Here is a 12,590-nt window from a genome sequence, read left to right on the forward strand (position 1 = left end):
CTGACAAAGATTCATCGTTTCCGCCGTTCAGCGAGCGAGCCTAGCGTCTGCCCCACATTCCAGATTGGGAGAGGCACGACATGGACGCGAAGACTGGCGATATGGGTGGATGCCCGATGGGTCATGGTGACGGTGGCGTCCGCGCGCTTCTCGGGCGGCAAAACCGCGACTGGTGGCCGGACGCGCTCGCGGTCGACATCCTAGCGCCGAACGGTCCCGCGAATCCTCTGGGCGAGCACTTCAACTATGCCGAGGCTTTCAAGAAGCTCGACTATCAAGCGCTGAAATCTGACCTGACGGCGCTGATGACCGATAGCCAGCCCTGGTGGCCGGCCGACTACGGACATTACGGACCCTTCTTCATCCGCATGGCCTGGCATGCGGCCGGCACCTACCGCACCGGCGACGGCCGCGGCGGCGCAAACAGCGGGCAGCAGCGCTTCGCTCCGCTCGACAGCTGGCCGGACAACGGCAACCTCGACAAGGCGCGCCGCCTGCTGTGGCCGATCAAGCAGAAGTACGGCGAAAATATCAGCTGGGCCGACCTGTTCATCCTGGCCGGCAACGTCGCGATCGAATCCATGGGCGGCCCGGTGTTCGGCTTCGGCGGGGGCCGCGCCGACGTCTTCGAGCCGGAAAAGGACACCTACTGGGGCGACGAGGACAAGTGGGTGAACGAAGGCGTTCAGACCCGCATCGACGAGGAGCGTGGGCTTGAGGATCTCGACGGTCCACTGGCCGCGATCCAGATGGGTCTCATCTACGTCAATCCGGAAGGTCCCGGCGGCAATCCCGATCCGCTGAAATCAGCCCGCGATATCAAGGCGACCTTCGAGCGCATGGCGATGAACCATGAGGAGACCGTCGCGCTGACCGCCGGCGGCCATACGTTCGGCAAGGCGCACGGCAATGGCGATCCCTCGACGCTCGGCGCTGCGCCGGCGGGCGGCGACCTTGCGGCGCAAGGCTTCGGCTGGGTCAGTGGCGAGGAGCATGGCGGCATTGGCGAGCACACCGTGACCAGCGGCATCGAAGGGTCGTGGGTGAACACCCCGACGCAATGGTCGGAGAACTATTTCCGCCTGCTGCTCGACTACGATTACGAGCTCGTCCACTCGCCCGCAGGCGCTCAGCAGTGGCAGCCGATCAACCAGAAGGAAGAGGACATGGCGCCCGCGGCGCATGACCCTTCCAAGAAGGTCCCGACGATGATGACCACCGCCGACATGGCGCTGAAGATGGACCCCGAATTCCGCAAGATTTCGGAGAAATTCCGCAACGATCACGAAGCGTTCAAGGACGCCTTCGCGCGCGCCTGGTTCAAGCTCACGCATCGCGACATGGGGCCTAAGGCTCGCTACCTCGGCCCGGAGGTCCCCGCCGAAGACCTGATCTGGCAGGATCCTATCCCGGCCGGGAACATGCCGTCGGATGCCGACGTCGCAGCGGTGAAGGCGAAGATCGCAAGTAGCGGCCTGACCGTTCAGCAGCTGGTGAAAACGGCGTGGGCGTCGGCGTCGACCTATCGCAAGTCCGACCATCGCGGCGGCGCTAATGGGGCGCGCATTCGCCTCTCGCCGCAAAAGGATTGGGACGTCAACGAACCGGCCGAGCTCGCGAAGGTGCTGCAGACGCTCGACGGCCTGCGTGGCAACCTGTCGATGGCCGACGTTATCGTGCTCGGCGGCGTGGTCGGCGTCGAGAAGGCGCTGAAGGACGCCGGCCAGAGCGTCGAGGTGCCCTTCACCGGCGGCCGCGGCGACGCGACGCAGGAGCAGACCGACGCAGACAGCTTCAAGTGGCTCGAGCCGGAGGCGGACGGCTTCCGCAACTATCTGCCGAAGAAGCTCCGCGTGAAGACCGAGGAGATGATGCTCGACCGCGCTGCCCTCCTGGGCTTGTCCGTGCCGGAAATGGCCGTCCTCGTCGGTGGCCTGCGCGTGCTCGGCGCCAATTACGGCGGCAGCCAGCACGGCCACTTCACCAAGCGGACGGGAGCGTTGACCAACGACTATTTCGTCAATCTGCTCGACATGACCAATGTTTGGAAAGCGGTGGATGGTTCGGGCGACGAGGAATATGTCGCGACCGATCGCGCAAGCGGCGGCGAGACATGGCGCGCGACCCGTGCCGACCTCATTTTCGGATCCAATGCGGAGCTTCGCAGCGTGGCCGAAGTCTACGCCCAGAAGGGCGGCGAGCAGAAGTTCGCCCGCGACTTCGTCAAGGCGTGGACCAAAGTGATGAACGCCGATCGCTTCGATCTTCCGCAGAAGACGAAGTCCGACGAGCCGATCGGCATCGCAGAGCCTGAAATGGCGAAATAAGGCTTCGGTCGCCGCGGCGGGACGTCACTCCCCACCCCCCCCCGCCCGCCGCGGCGGCCGATGACGTGTTGGGAAGGGAGAGCCCAATGCATAAGTCGGAGATCAACGGCCTCGATCCGACGAGGCAATATTGGGTGCCCGCGGTCGTGGCACCGCACCGGGACTGGATTGCGGCGCGCGGCTGTCGCTCCGGCGCGCGCTATCTCGTCGACGGACGAACGCTGCGGGCGAACCGCGACAGCTTCCCGGCCTTCGACAGCCAGCTCACTTGCCTCAAATGGATTATGAAGAACCGCGCCCGGCTTAACCGGACGCTGCCTGAGGCTCGCGTTCGGGCCGTGGCACTCGATCGCTGGCTTCTAGGCCTGGAATAACGTCCTTCACGATTTTGCGGAGCGTGTCCGCGAGCAGCTGGAATTCCTCTTCGCGCGGGCTCGAACGGCGCCAGATCAAGGCCACGCGGCGGAAGCCGTGATCCGACTTCAACGGCCGAGCATCGACGCGAGTCCCGTCGAGGATGCCGGCGTCGATCGCCATGGCAGGGACGAAGGTCAGGCCGAGGCCATTGTCGACCATCTGCACGAGCGTGTGGAGCGAGGTGCCTAGCATCGCGGCTTCGGCGCGCAGCTCCGGCCGGTTGCAGGCGGACAGCGCGTGGTCCTTCAGGCAGTGGCCGTCCTCGAGCATGAGCAGCCGGTTCTCGTCGATCTTGCCGGGATCGATGGTCGGTTCCGGAGGCGCCTCGCCACGCGGGAAGGCGACGTAGAGGCGGTCGTCGAACAGCGGCGCCTTGTCGACGTCGCCGCATGCGAAGGGGAGGGCGAGCAGCACGCAGTCGAGCTGCCCGCGCTGCAGCGCCTCGCAAGCGGCCTGGCTGGTCTCCTCGCGCAGGAAGAGCTTCAGGTTTGGCCACTGGTCGCGCAGGCGCGGCAGCATCGCCGGGAGCAAGAAAGGCGCGATGGTAGGGATGACCCCCAGCCGCAACTCCCCGTGCAGCGGCTTGCCTTCCGCCCGCGCCATGTCGCTGAGCTCTTCCGCCTCGCGAAGGACGCGCAGTGCCTTTTCCGCGATCCGCGCCCCGAGCGGGGTGAAACGGACCACTCGGCGGGTGCGTTCGACGAGGGTCACGCCAAGCAGGTTTTCCACCTCGCGAAGGCCAGCGGACAAAGTGGACTGCGTGACGAAGCAGGCCTCCGCGGCCTTGCCGAAATGACCGTGCTGGCGAAGCGCTACGAGGTACTGGAGCTGCTTGATCGTGGGGAGATGAACGGTCATCGATAAATCCAATCAATCCAATCGATATAATCGACTTGAACGATTGAGGCCAGCTTCCTAGATGCCGCGGTGCAACACGAGATCACTGCAGTGCAACAAGCGTAATCGTAAGGAGAATTGAATGCTGACCGTTGGTGACAAGCTTCCCGCCATCAAGGTTCCCGTCCAGCAGGGTACCTCGGCGCTTCCTGCCGGCGAGACGCTCGACCTCGGCCAGAGCAATGGCCGCTGGAAGATCCTCTTTTACTGGCCGAAGGACTTCACCTTCGTCTGCCCGACCGAGATCCAGGGCTATGGCGAGCTGAAGAGCGACTTCGCCGACCGCGACGCCGACCTGATCGGCGCGTCGACGGACACGGACTTCGTCCACTTCGCATGGCGCAAGTCGGACGAGCGCCTGGCCGCCGCGGACTTCCCGTGGATCGCCGACAACAAGAAGGAGCTCGCTGAAGCTCTCGGCATTCTCGCCAAGGACGAGGGCGTCGCCTTCCGCGCCACCTTCATCATCGACCCGGACAATGTGATCCGGCATGTCACGGTCAACGGCCTCAACGTCGGCCGCAACCCGCAGGAGACGCTTCGCATCCTCGACGCGCTCCAGACCGACGAGCTGTGCCCGTGCAACTGGTCGCAGGGAGAAGAGGTGCTGCGCCCGGCGGCTTAGCCCCCTTGCCGCTGCTCGCAGCAGACCTCTCGGGGCGCGGAGACTCGCCGTTTCCGCGCCCCAAATTTATCCGATGCAGGAGTTTGAATTCATGTCCCTCAAGGCATTCGCCGACGCGCTTCCCGAATACGCCAAGGACCTGCGGCTGAACCTGTCGTCGATCCTCAACGACCAGACGCTTGGCGAAGAGCGCAAGAACGGGCTACTCCTCTCCTGCGCGCACGGCTCCGGATACAAGCCGCTGGTCGATGCCGCGGAGGCGGAGATCGAAGGCAAGCTGGACGAGAAGGTCGCCAACGCGGCGCGCGGTGCGGCGGCGCTGATGGCGATGAACAACGTCTACTACCGCTTCGTGCACCTGGTCGCGAACCCCGAATACGGCACGATGCCGGCGAAGCTGCGCATGAACCTGATCGGCAGCCACGGAATCGCCAAGGAAGACTTCGAGCTGTTCAGTATCGCCGTCTCCGCCATGAACGGCTGCGGCATGTGCATCGAGAGCCACGAGCGCGTGCTCCTGCAGCATGGCGTGAAGCCGGAAACGATCCAGTCGGCCGTGCGCATCGGCGCAGTGCTGAAGGCCGTCGCCACGGTACACGCTACGCTTTAGGCAGTCCGCCTTTGACCCATTGCGGACATTAGGCCGCGAGAACTTCGCGACACTTACCCTTTGAGAATGCCGTAAGTGCCGAACGTGATGGCCGCCAAGCCGATCACGGCGACGGCGCTTGAGAGGAGGGCAAAGCCTTCGAGACGCCGCGCATAGCCGCGCTTACGGCCGCGCAGTCCAGCGACGACCATCAGCACGCCCAGAAAGAGCGCCAAAGCGCTCCCAACATCATATGGATCGACACCCACGAGATACCTCGCTTGCCAGGCAACAACGTTGGGACGGCCGGAAGGCTGCGACACCTGCGAGAATTTCACCCTGTTTCGGGACCTCGTGCCTTCGAGAGTTCCGATCGTCTTCGATTTCTGAGGCTGGGCGATGGGGTTTAGTGGCAGCTTTCCACCCATTGCGGACACGGGCCAGCCCGCCATAGAGGGTGTCTACTGCCGGACGCTTCGACATCCGGTGATCTAACGGTTCGCGAGCGAGGAAACGGCCATGGACTTCAACATGTGGACTGCTTCGGTGCCGGTGTTCGTGAACACGCTGACCGACATGCGTGCATGGCTCGACAAGGCGGCCGCGGAGAAGGACGAGGCAGTGCTGCTCGAAGCGAGGCTCGCGCCCGACATGAGACCCTTGCCGGCGCAGTATCAGATGGCCTCGGACTCGGCGAAGAATGCGCTCGCTCGGCTGACGGGAACCGAGGCGCCCTCAATGCCCGACACGGAACAGAGCTTCGCCGACCTGCGGGAGCGCTGCGACAAGACGATCGCTTTTCTCAACGGCTTCGACGCGGCATCGCTCACCGGCAGCGAGGCGCGCGAAGTCGAGCTCAAATTCCCCAACGGCCAAGGCTATCGATGGACCGGCGCGGAGTACCTGACCGGTTTTGCGCTTCCCAATTTCTTCTTTCACGCGACGACCGCCTACGCGATCCTGCGCAATGCCGGCGTGTCGCTGGGCAAGCCCGATTTCCTCCAGCATCTCGGCCCGCCCAGCATCACGGCCTAAGCCATGAATTTCGACGACCAGATCCGCCGCTATTTTGGGACGAGCAACCTCGAGGAGGTCGCGCCGGCCGCGTTCGAGGCCGGGATCGAGCACATGCTCGTCGATCTCGGCCTCACCAAGGACGCCGGCGAGCGCTTTGCCCTGTGGGCTCTCCTCCACACCTTGGGAGCATCCCCCGACCTCGATGCTGTCTTCGAGGACCCGCAAGAGCGTGAGGCCGCTCGCAACTTCATGGACCTGATGCAGGATCTTTGAGGTCTGCAAAACGCAGAGTTCTTTCGAGTTCGAAGGCAATACGTATGAATATAGTACTGTTGCTGATGGCGACATGATCCGCCTGACCAGCGTAGTCTTGGAGACGGGCGAAAATTTCGAACTGCGAGTGAACGAGGCCGGCCAGGTCCGCGGCGAGTTCGGCACGAAGAGCGTCAGCTTCCGCGTGAGCAAGAAAGTGCGCGACCGCGTCGCTGCGAGGCTGGCGAATGCCGATCGCCTCGCGCGCGGGGTCGAAGTCAGTACACGCTAAGAAAGCAGGCAGGGATGGCGGCGCAGCCGGCGCTGCCATCCCTCACATTGAATGACCAACGTGGAAGGTGATCACCCCGTCGATAACACTTACGAACTCAATCAATTGGCGGGCTGAGGGAGGCATCTCTACATGGCGTTCATGCCAATCCAAAACCACGCTCACGCCGTCGCCGAGTTCAAGCGGACCGTACTGATCATCGCCGTCGTCGGAGTGGTGATGGTGATCGGTGCGTTGACCTATTTGTCGCTCACCGGCGATCTCGAAAAGAACATGGTAATCGCTACGGTCGTGGGAGTGTTCTTCTCTGTGTTGCTTGGCTGCGGATTATTCGCTGCCGCATTTTTCAGCGACAAAAGCGGCCACGATCAAAACGTAACAGACGCGACCAAGACCGACTGAGATAGCCCCATTATCGGGGTGTCCGCTTTTCATCCATTCCTGCAACTGTCAGCCGGGGAGCTTCAGCAGCCCGCGGCCACCGGGCCCCGCGGAGCTTCTCTAAACGGGTTGCTCACTGCAGCGGCGAAGTCCCGATTGAGACAACCGACCTGCTAGCGAGGTCTCCATCGGCCTCCACGAGGATTTCGGCGCCGAAGAATGCCTTTCCCCGGCGCACCTCGTCCGATCCCATCGCGAGCGCGGCCTTGCGGCCCTGCTTCTTCGCGGCATCCAGGGACGGAAGATCGTGCTCTTCCCACGCGCTGAACTCGGAGTTTACGACAGTGACTCGGAATGTCGGCATGAAGGCGAAGCGGGTGCGCGGACGCTTCGTTCCGCAACGTGATGTGGATTAGGTATTTGTGTCGAGTCCGGAACGACTGGGGCTAGTCGTCAGCGCGCTTGAGCTCGGCGGGCCGGACATATCCGCTTTCCACCATTCCTGCCAGTGGCCGCCGAGTTCAACTTCGACATCAAAAGTGATATTGGGCGCGCAGCCGTACGCGACTCCGGCTCTACGAGACAAGAAACTGCGAGCGGACAGGGGCGACGATCTTCGTAGGAGGATGTCATGCGCCTACGTTTCGACAGAGCGCGCTTGCGGACGGTGACGTGCGCCACCGCATTCGCTCTTGCGCTTCCCATTTCCACTCAAGCTCTTTGCCAGGCCGTCGCTCAGACTAACCTGACGACGGACGATCAGGTCTTCCTCACTAGCCTCGGCTACGAGCCGGCCGCGAACGTGGACGCCAACCTCATCAACCCCTGGGGCATGAGCTATTCGAACACGAGCCCGTTCTGGATCTCGGATCAGGGTACGGCGAAGTCGACGCTCTACAACGGCGCCGGGGTTCCGCAGGCGCTCGTCGTGTCGATCCCCGGCAACGGCGGTCCGACGGGACAGGTGTTCAACGGGACGAACGACTTCCAGCTGACGACCAACAATCCGGCGCGGTTCATCTTCGCCAATCTCGACGGCAGCATCTCGGGCTGGAACCCGACGGTTAACCCCACCAATGCCCTTGTCGCCGTGCCCGCTTCGCAGGGAACGGTCTACACAGGCCTGGCCACCGGCAATAACGGCAGCGGGAATTTCCTCTACGCGGCGAACAATGCCGGAGGCTCGATCGACGTGTTCGACGCGAACTTCCAGCCTGCCACGCTGGGCGGGAGCTTTGTGGATCCAGGCCTGCCGGACGGCTATTCGCCGTTCAACGTCGCGAACGTCAATGGCACGCTTTACGTGACCTACGCGCTGGGAGGACCGGAGGCCGACGAACAGGCGCTTGGCACCGGCATCGTCGACAGGTTCACGACCGACGGTATCTTCCTCGACCGGTTCGTCACTGCGGACCTGACGAATAACGTCCTGTCGCCCTGGGGCGTCACACAGGCGCCCGGCAGCTGGGATGAGTTCGCGAATGCGATCCTGATTGGCAATTTCGCCGAGGAGGACGGCTTCATCAACGCGTTCGCGAGCGACGGAACCTACCTCGGCATGCTGATGGTCGGGTCCGATCCGTTCAACGTGCCTTATCTGTGGGCTTTGGGGACGCGGTCATCGACCTCCGGCTTTGACTCTAGCGCGGTCTTCTTCACCGCCGGCATCGGCGACGAGGAGCACGGCCTGTTCGGAAAGCTCAACTCGGTGCCGGAGCCCGGGACCTGGACGACGATGCTGATGGGCTTCGGAGCGGTCGGCTTCGCGATGCGCCGGCGGAGGCGGCCGGAGACGACCTTGCGCCAGCTCGCGTGAGGATTGGAGCTCGGTAACTACGCCGCGCAGGCGACTAGGCCCGCGCGGCGTATCTCTGCCTATCTGTCGAACTCGAGCACGTCCGTCGGCGCGCCCTTCATTCTGACCATATGCCGCTTGATCGTCAGGTGTTTCCCGTCAGGCGAAACCGTAGCCGTGGATTCGACCGACGGCTTGCCGTGAAGCTTGGAGCTGGCCTTCACCTCGCGCTCGCTGACGACCTTAAGCGAGATGCTGTCGGCGTTGGGGTTCCCCACCATCGGGTACGATTTGCCGTCATAGCCCGCCGAATAGCTGAAGTTTAGTTCCTTACTGGCCGGGTCCTTGGAACTGGACTTCATCTTCACCTTGTCGCCCTCGACGCTGTAGGTCCGCGTCTCACTCTTCTCTTTCGCGGACGAGGCGAATTTCGACTTCGCCGCGTTGAGGTGCCAGGTCCCGTTCCACAGCTTGGCGTTCAGCTCCGCCGCGCTCGCGACTTGCGGCATGGCGAAAGCCAGGCTCGCTGCAACCAATGCGAATTTCGAAAGTCCATTCATGGCCTTCTCCCCATATCCAGGACAGGCCGCCGCCCCCGACTCAAGGCGGTGACGGCGCGCTATACGCCTGTTGGCAGGCGCTGCGGAGTGGGCAGTTTCGGCCTAGTCCTCGTCGGACTTGGCGATGGCGTCGAGCCAGGCCTCGAGCGAGCAGCGCACGAGGTCCAGGCCTGAGTTACGGCCCGCGAACTTCCGTCCGTCGAGCTCGATCTCGACCTCGATGGTGATCGGCAGCGCGCCTTCCTCGCCTGCGGTCCCGGAGCGGACGTTGTAGCTAAGCAGGTGCGGGCGAACGCCGACGATATGGCTCGCGGCGATGAAGGCCGCATCAAACGCGCCCGGTGCGGTGCCGATGTCGGTGACCCGGCCGCGAACGGGGTGCTCCAGCTCCAGGCGTGCAACCGGCCAGGCATCCTTCAGCACGGGCGAGCGGATATCGATCCGGCGCAGTTTCCAGTCGCGGACGTCCGGTTTGCCGAGGTCGGTTCGTTCATTCGTGATGGTCGCGTCGCTCATTCATTCTGCCTTCCGGGGAAGCCGCGTCATCGTACGCCAACGGTCGCGCCGAACGAAGCCCAAACCGGCGCGCGCGCCTCATCCCAAGGCCAGCGCGTGAACCTTTGTCGCCCAATAAGCTTTCAATCGCGGCCCGGCGGACCTAAATTGTCCCGCGGTGGAAGAGAAACAGATCGAGGTAGCCCCCGGGTTCCTGTCCTACCTGGACTCGGTGAAGGCACGTGACCCGGCAGCGCGGTCGCGGTGGGAAGTCCTGCTCTATCCGGGCGTGATCGCGCTCGGTTTTCATCGCATCGGCCATTGGCTGTGGGGCGGCGAGCTCTACTTCCTGGCGCGTCTGGTGAACCATATCGCGCGCTTCCTGACGGCAATCGACATTCACCCCGGCGCCAAGATCGGCCGCAACTTCTTCATCGACCATGGGTTCACCGTCATCGGCGAGACCGCCGAGATCGGCGACGACGTCACGATCTACCAGAACGTGACGCTGGGCGGCACGAACCCGTCCACAGGGATCGGCGGCAAGCGCCATCCGACCATCCGCGACGGCGTGGTCATCGGATCCGGAGCGCAGGTGCTCGGCCCGATTGAGGTGGGCCAGGGGGCCAAGGTCGGCGCCAATTCCGTCGTAACGAAGGACGTTGCCCCCGGAGCCACTGTCGTGGGCATTCCCGCGCGGCCGGTGCCGGTCGACACGGTCCACTACAGCCCCGGCTTCGTCGCCTATGGCACACCCTGCGGCGAGGATTGCGATCCGGGCCGCGCGCGCCTGGTGGAGCTCGAGGAGCAGATCGAAGAGCTTCGTAACGAGATCAGGACGCTGAAGGCTGCGCGGCAGCCGGCGCCCAAGGCGAAAAGCGCTTGAGCGTCATCGCGCCGTTCCCAAACGGCAGGGACCGGCGCGCGATTGCTACTTTCGACCGTCGCGAACTCAATCGCATCCTGGACCTCTACGGCCGGATGGTCGCCGCCGGTCACTGGCGCGACTATGCGATCAGGCTCAGTCCGGACCTTGCGGTTTTCGCCGCCTATCGCCGAACCTCTGAACGCCCCGAGGTGCGCATAGAAAAACGCCCCGAGCTGCGGACGAAGCAGGGGGCGTTTGCCTTGGTCAGCGAGCACGGCATCGTGCTCAAGCGGGGTCACGAACTCGCGAACATCCTTGCCCCGCTCGAGCGCCGGCTCATGCGGCTGGTTGAGGAATAGACCTCCGATCGATCAGCGGCAGGCGAGCCCGCAGACTCTCCGGCAGCGGACGGACGACCAGCACCCGGGCCTGGTGCCAGAAGGCCGAGAGCATCAGCAGCGCGGAGCCGATGACCAAGGCGGTCAGCGCGACGTTCAGCTCGACCGCTCCAAATCGCTCGAACAGCTGGTTTAGCGCGAACAGCACGTAGGCGAGCGCCGACACCAGCAATGCGCGACGGTCGATGGCCAGAGCGGTCAGACCAATGACGACATAGAGCAGAATCACGACGAGGCCCTCGCCGATCGTGGCGTTGCCATCGTTGAGGCCGAGCAGGCTGAAGATCGGATGCACGATCATCGGTGCCGCAAGCAGGTGGAGCCAGAAAGCGACGTCCGAGCGGCGCGTGAGGCGTGCACGGTCGGAGCTGTCCCACCACATGGCGAAGAGGAACGTGCCGATGCCGAGCAGCAGCACGAAGCCGAGGACCAGGTTCTTGGCCTGCTCGACGTTCTCGCCAAGCACGGCGATCAGAAGCGCGACGGCGATGCCGGCGACGGAAGCCGCGCCCGCAGCAACCGTGATTGGCACGCGGAAGGTTCTCCAGTGCAGCCAGGCGGCGATGGCTGCGATGGCTGCCGACGCCGCGCCGACGATCGCCGCGACTTGCGGATTGTTCTCGAGGGCGGCGGGGCCAATGGCAAGTGCCAGGACCATCCCCGCGGTCGCGAGGACACCGAAAACGAAGGACAGCAGCAGGAGTATGGAGGGCAATGCCATCCGCCTCTTCGCCGTGAAGAAGAGGGCGAGGCCCCAGCTGGTTGCCGCAACGAGCAGCGGCGCCAGGAACGATGGACCATCTTCCAAGACCAGACCGCTGTGCTGGCCGATCCACTGACCGATGAATCCCACCGCGAAAAGCATGATGGCCGCCGCGATGGACACGAAGATGTCGTTGAAGCCGGTGATGAGCCTGAACTGCTCTTCGTCCGGCGTCGGAAGATGCCGCTGGGTTTCGATATGAGCGCGCAATGCGGTGGCAGCTTCGGGGCTGATTGCACCCGCGGCGACCGCCTCGTCGATCTCGGTTTGACTGTACATGCCTGTGCTCCCTGAACCGGCAGATGTACGCGTGGTGTATTACTGTGTCAATACAGTGGAAACGAGGCACCTACCGGAAAGCCCGCGAAGCGGGTGCTGCGCGGGCTCGGATCAGACGATTGTGTTCTGACTAAGGGCTGACCGGAAGGTCGATATGCCCGTTGTCGTTGTCCTTGGTGAGAACGACGGCAGCGATGGCGGCAATCGCGGCGAGGCCAAGGAACAGCGGCCAGATGGCCGCGCCACTGCTGGCGACGACCGGCGCTGCCGGCGGAATGACTTCGGTGCTGGCCGGCGCGGGCGGCGGCGGAGCGTCGACGGCCGGAAGCACGCAGCCTCCGGCGGCACCCTGGGCCGCAACTGCAGCACCTGCGGCGGCAGCGGCCTGCGCACCAGCAGCGCAAACGGCTGCGCGAGACTCTGCCGTTCCGAAGACGCTGAGGGCCACGAGGGGATCGACAGTGCGCGGTGCAGCGGTAGCAGCCGAGCTCAGAAGCATCGACGCTGCGAGAAATGCCGCTGTGTAGTTCCGGAACCCAACCTTCACGGCGATTCTCCTGCGACACCTGTCCGGTGTGGACACTACTTGCACCGCAATGGATGAAACGCAAGTTACCAGCGAGGGTTGCCGAGCA

18 protein-coding genes are annotated in these 12,590 nt (G+C 63.9%); 11 read left to right on the plus strand and 7 right to left on the minus strand.

All coding sequences use genetic code 11. The annotated features are described in order from the left end of the window. Nucleotides 1-80: 80 nt before the first annotated feature. On the plus strand, nt 81-2,327 hold the full coding sequence (gene katG / locus LZ016_RS02055; protein WP_241445519.1) for a catalase/peroxidase HPI: 2,247 nt from the start codon (nt 81-83) through the stop codon (nt 2,325-2,327). A gap of 86 nt (nt 2,328-2,413) precedes the next feature. Continuing rightward, on the plus strand, nt 2,414-2,701 hold the full coding sequence (locus LZ016_RS02060) for a hypothetical protein (RefSeq protein WP_241445520.1): 288 nt from the start codon (nt 2,414-2,416) through the stop codon (nt 2,699-2,701). On the opposite strand, the gene LZ016_RS02065 is transcribed toward LZ016_RS02060, so the two are convergent. Beyond that, nucleotides 2,631-3,602, minus strand: coding sequence for a hydrogen peroxide-inducible genes activator (locus tag LZ016_RS02065; protein WP_241445521.1), 972 nt, complete (start codon nt 3,600-3,602; stop codon nt 2,631-2,633). The two genes, LZ016_RS02060 and LZ016_RS02065, sit on opposite strands and share 71 nt — an antisense overlap. 121 nt (nt 3,603-3,723) lie before the next feature. Between LZ016_RS02065 and LZ016_RS02070 the strand changes: the two genes are divergently transcribed. After that, a complete protein-coding gene (locus LZ016_RS02070) occupies nt 3,724-4,266 on the plus strand; it encodes a peroxiredoxin (protein WP_241445522.1) in 543 nt (180 codons plus the stop codon). A gap of 91 nt (nt 4,267-4,357) precedes the next feature. Then, a complete protein-coding gene (locus LZ016_RS02075; RefSeq protein WP_241445523.1) occupies nt 4,358-4,876 on the plus strand; it encodes a carboxymuconolactone decarboxylase family protein in 519 nt (172 codons plus the stop codon). A 53-nt stretch (nt 4,877-4,929) separates the two neighbouring features. Here LZ016_RS02075 and LZ016_RS02080 read toward each other — a convergent pair whose 3' ends face one another. Continuing rightward, complete coding sequence (locus tag LZ016_RS02080) at nt 4,930-5,124, minus strand: hypothetical protein (protein WP_241445525.1); 195 nt, start codon at nt 5,122-5,124, stop codon at nt 4,930-4,932. A 250-nt stretch (nt 5,125-5,374) separates the two neighbouring features. Here LZ016_RS02080 and LZ016_RS02085 point away from each other — a divergent pair, with 250 nt between their 5' ends. The 4 genes from LZ016_RS02085 to LZ016_RS02100 all read left to right on the plus strand — a co-directional run bounded on the left by LZ016_RS02085 (nt 5,375) and on the right by LZ016_RS02100 (nt 6,818). After that, nucleotides 5,375-5,890, plus strand: coding sequence for a DUF1993 domain-containing protein (locus LZ016_RS02085; RefSeq protein WP_241445527.1), 516 nt, complete (start codon nt 5,375-5,377; stop codon nt 5,888-5,890). 3 nt (nt 5,891-5,893) lie between these two features. Beyond that, nucleotides 5,894-6,145, plus strand: a complete 252-nt coding sequence (locus tag LZ016_RS02090) for a hypothetical protein (protein ID WP_241445529.1) — start codon at nt 5,894-5,896, stop codon at nt 6,143-6,145. A 73-nt stretch (nt 6,146-6,218) separates the two neighbouring features. After that, nucleotides 6,219-6,416 (plus strand): hypothetical protein, encoded by a 198-nt coding sequence (locus LZ016_RS02095; protein ID WP_241445531.1) that lies wholly within the window; start codon nt 6,219-6,221, stop codon nt 6,414-6,416. A 132-nt stretch (nt 6,417-6,548) separates the two neighbouring features. Next, the gene (locus LZ016_RS02100) at nt 6,549-6,818 is read left to right on the plus strand and encodes a hypothetical protein (protein WP_241445533.1); all 270 of its coding nucleotides are present in this window, start codon (nt 6,549-6,551) and stop codon (nt 6,816-6,818) included. Nucleotides 6,819-6,930: 112 nt separating this feature from the next. On the opposite strand, the gene LZ016_RS02105 is transcribed toward LZ016_RS02100, so the two are convergent. Continuing rightward, nucleotides 6,931-7,161 (minus strand): hypothetical protein, encoded by a 231-nt coding sequence (locus LZ016_RS02105; protein WP_241445534.1) that lies wholly within the window; start codon nt 7,159-7,161, stop codon nt 6,931-6,933. 267 nt (nt 7,162-7,428) lie between these two features. Between LZ016_RS02105 and LZ016_RS02110 the strand changes: the two genes are divergently transcribed. Further along, nucleotides 7,429-8,613: a TIGR03118 family protein gene (locus tag LZ016_RS02110; protein ID WP_241445535.1), complete on the plus strand. Its 1,185-nt coding sequence runs from the start codon at nt 7,429-7,431 to the stop codon at nt 8,611-8,613. A gap of 59 nt (nt 8,614-8,672) precedes the next feature. Here the strand turns inward: LZ016_RS02110 and LZ016_RS02115 are convergent, their stop codons facing one another. Both LZ016_RS02115 and LZ016_RS02120 read right to left on the minus strand, forming a co-directional pair. Further along, entirely contained in the window at nt 8,673-9,152 is a 480-nt protein-coding gene (locus LZ016_RS02115) for a hypothetical protein (RefSeq protein WP_241445536.1), read from the minus strand. 102 nt (nt 9,153-9,254) lie between these two features. Further along, the gene (locus tag LZ016_RS02120; RefSeq protein WP_241445537.1) at nt 9,255-9,668 is read right to left on the minus strand and encodes an alpha-isopropylmalate synthase regulatory domain-containing protein; all 414 of its coding nucleotides are present in this window, start codon (nt 9,666-9,668) and stop codon (nt 9,255-9,257) included. 157 nt (nt 9,669-9,825) lie between these two features. Here LZ016_RS02120 and cysE point away from each other — a divergent pair, with 157 nt between their 5' ends. Together cysE and LZ016_RS02130 are read left to right on the plus strand one after the other, a co-directional pair. Further along, a complete protein-coding gene (cysE, locus tag LZ016_RS02125; protein WP_241445538.1) occupies nt 9,826-10,533 on the plus strand; it encodes a serine O-acetyltransferase in 708 nt (235 codons plus the stop codon). Beyond that, complete coding sequence (locus LZ016_RS02130) at nt 10,530-10,874, plus strand: DUF2794 domain-containing protein (RefSeq protein ID WP_241445539.1); 345 nt, start codon at nt 10,530-10,532, stop codon at nt 10,872-10,874. Before cysE ends, LZ016_RS02130 begins: the two co-directional genes overlap by 4 nt. Here the strand turns inward: LZ016_RS02130 and LZ016_RS02135 are convergent. Further along, on the minus strand, nt 10,852-11,955 hold the full coding sequence (locus LZ016_RS02135; RefSeq protein WP_241445541.1) for a hypothetical protein: 1,104 nt from the start codon (nt 11,953-11,955) through the stop codon (nt 10,852-10,854). The two genes, LZ016_RS02130 and LZ016_RS02135, sit on opposite strands and share 23 nt — an antisense overlap. A 130-nt stretch (nt 11,956-12,085) precedes the next feature. After that, nucleotides 12,086-12,502, minus strand: a complete 417-nt coding sequence (locus LZ016_RS02140) for a hypothetical protein (RefSeq protein WP_241445543.1) — start codon at nt 12,500-12,502, stop codon at nt 12,086-12,088. Nucleotides 12,503-12,590 lie beyond the last annotated feature (88 nt).

The organism is Sphingomonas telluris, from assembly GCF_022568775.1.
Taxonomy (GTDB): domain Bacteria; phylum Pseudomonadota; class Alphaproteobacteria; order Sphingomonadales; family Sphingomonadaceae; genus Sphingomicrobium; species Sphingomicrobium telluris.

Excerpts from the sequence above, each read along its gene's own strand:
- katG (WP_241445519.1), top strand. The coding sequence starts at position 81 with ATGGACGCGAAGACTGGCGATATGGGTGGATGCCCGATGGGTCATGGT.
- LZ016_RS02060 (WP_241445520.1), top strand. The coding sequence starts at position 2,414 with ATGCATAAGTCGGAGATCAACGGCCTCGATCCGACGAGGCAATATTGG.
- LZ016_RS02065 (WP_241445521.1), bottom strand. The coding sequence starts at position 3,602 with ATGACCGTTCATCTCCCCACGATCAAGCAGCTCCAGTACCTCGTAGCG.
- LZ016_RS02070 (WP_241445522.1), top strand. The coding sequence starts at position 3,724 with ATGCTGACCGTTGGTGACAAGCTTCCCGCCATCAAGGTTCCCGTCCAG.
- LZ016_RS02075 (WP_241445523.1), top strand. The coding sequence starts at position 4,358 with ATGTCCCTCAAGGCATTCGCCGACGCGCTTCCCGAATACGCCAAGGAC.
- LZ016_RS02085 (WP_241445527.1), top strand. The coding sequence starts at position 5,375 with ATGGACTTCAACATGTGGACTGCTTCGGTGCCGGTGTTCGTGAACACG.
- LZ016_RS02090 (WP_241445529.1), top strand. The coding sequence starts at position 5,894 with ATGAATTTCGACGACCAGATCCGCCGCTATTTTGGGACGAGCAACCTC.
- LZ016_RS02095 (WP_241445531.1), top strand. The coding sequence starts at position 6,219 with ATGATCCGCCTGACCAGCGTAGTCTTGGAGACGGGCGAAAATTTCGAA.
- LZ016_RS02100 (WP_241445533.1), top strand. The coding sequence starts at position 6,549 with ATGGCGTTCATGCCAATCCAAAACCACGCTCACGCCGTCGCCGAGTTC.
- LZ016_RS02105 (WP_241445534.1), bottom strand. The coding sequence starts at position 7,161 with ATGCCGACATTCCGAGTCACTGTCGTAAACTCCGAGTTCAGCGCGTGG.
- LZ016_RS02110 (WP_241445535.1), top strand. The coding sequence starts at position 7,429 with ATGCGCCTACGTTTCGACAGAGCGCGCTTGCGGACGGTGACGTGCGCC.
- LZ016_RS02115 (WP_241445536.1), bottom strand. The coding sequence starts at position 9,152 with ATGAATGGACTTTCGAAATTCGCATTGGTTGCAGCGAGCCTGGCTTTC.
- LZ016_RS02120 (WP_241445537.1), bottom strand. The coding sequence starts at position 9,668 with ATGAGCGACGCGACCATCACGAATGAACGAACCGACCTCGGCAAACCG.
- LZ016_RS02135 (WP_241445541.1), bottom strand. The coding sequence starts at position 11,955 with ATGTACAGTCAAACCGAGATCGACGAGGCGGTCGCCGCGGGTGCAATC.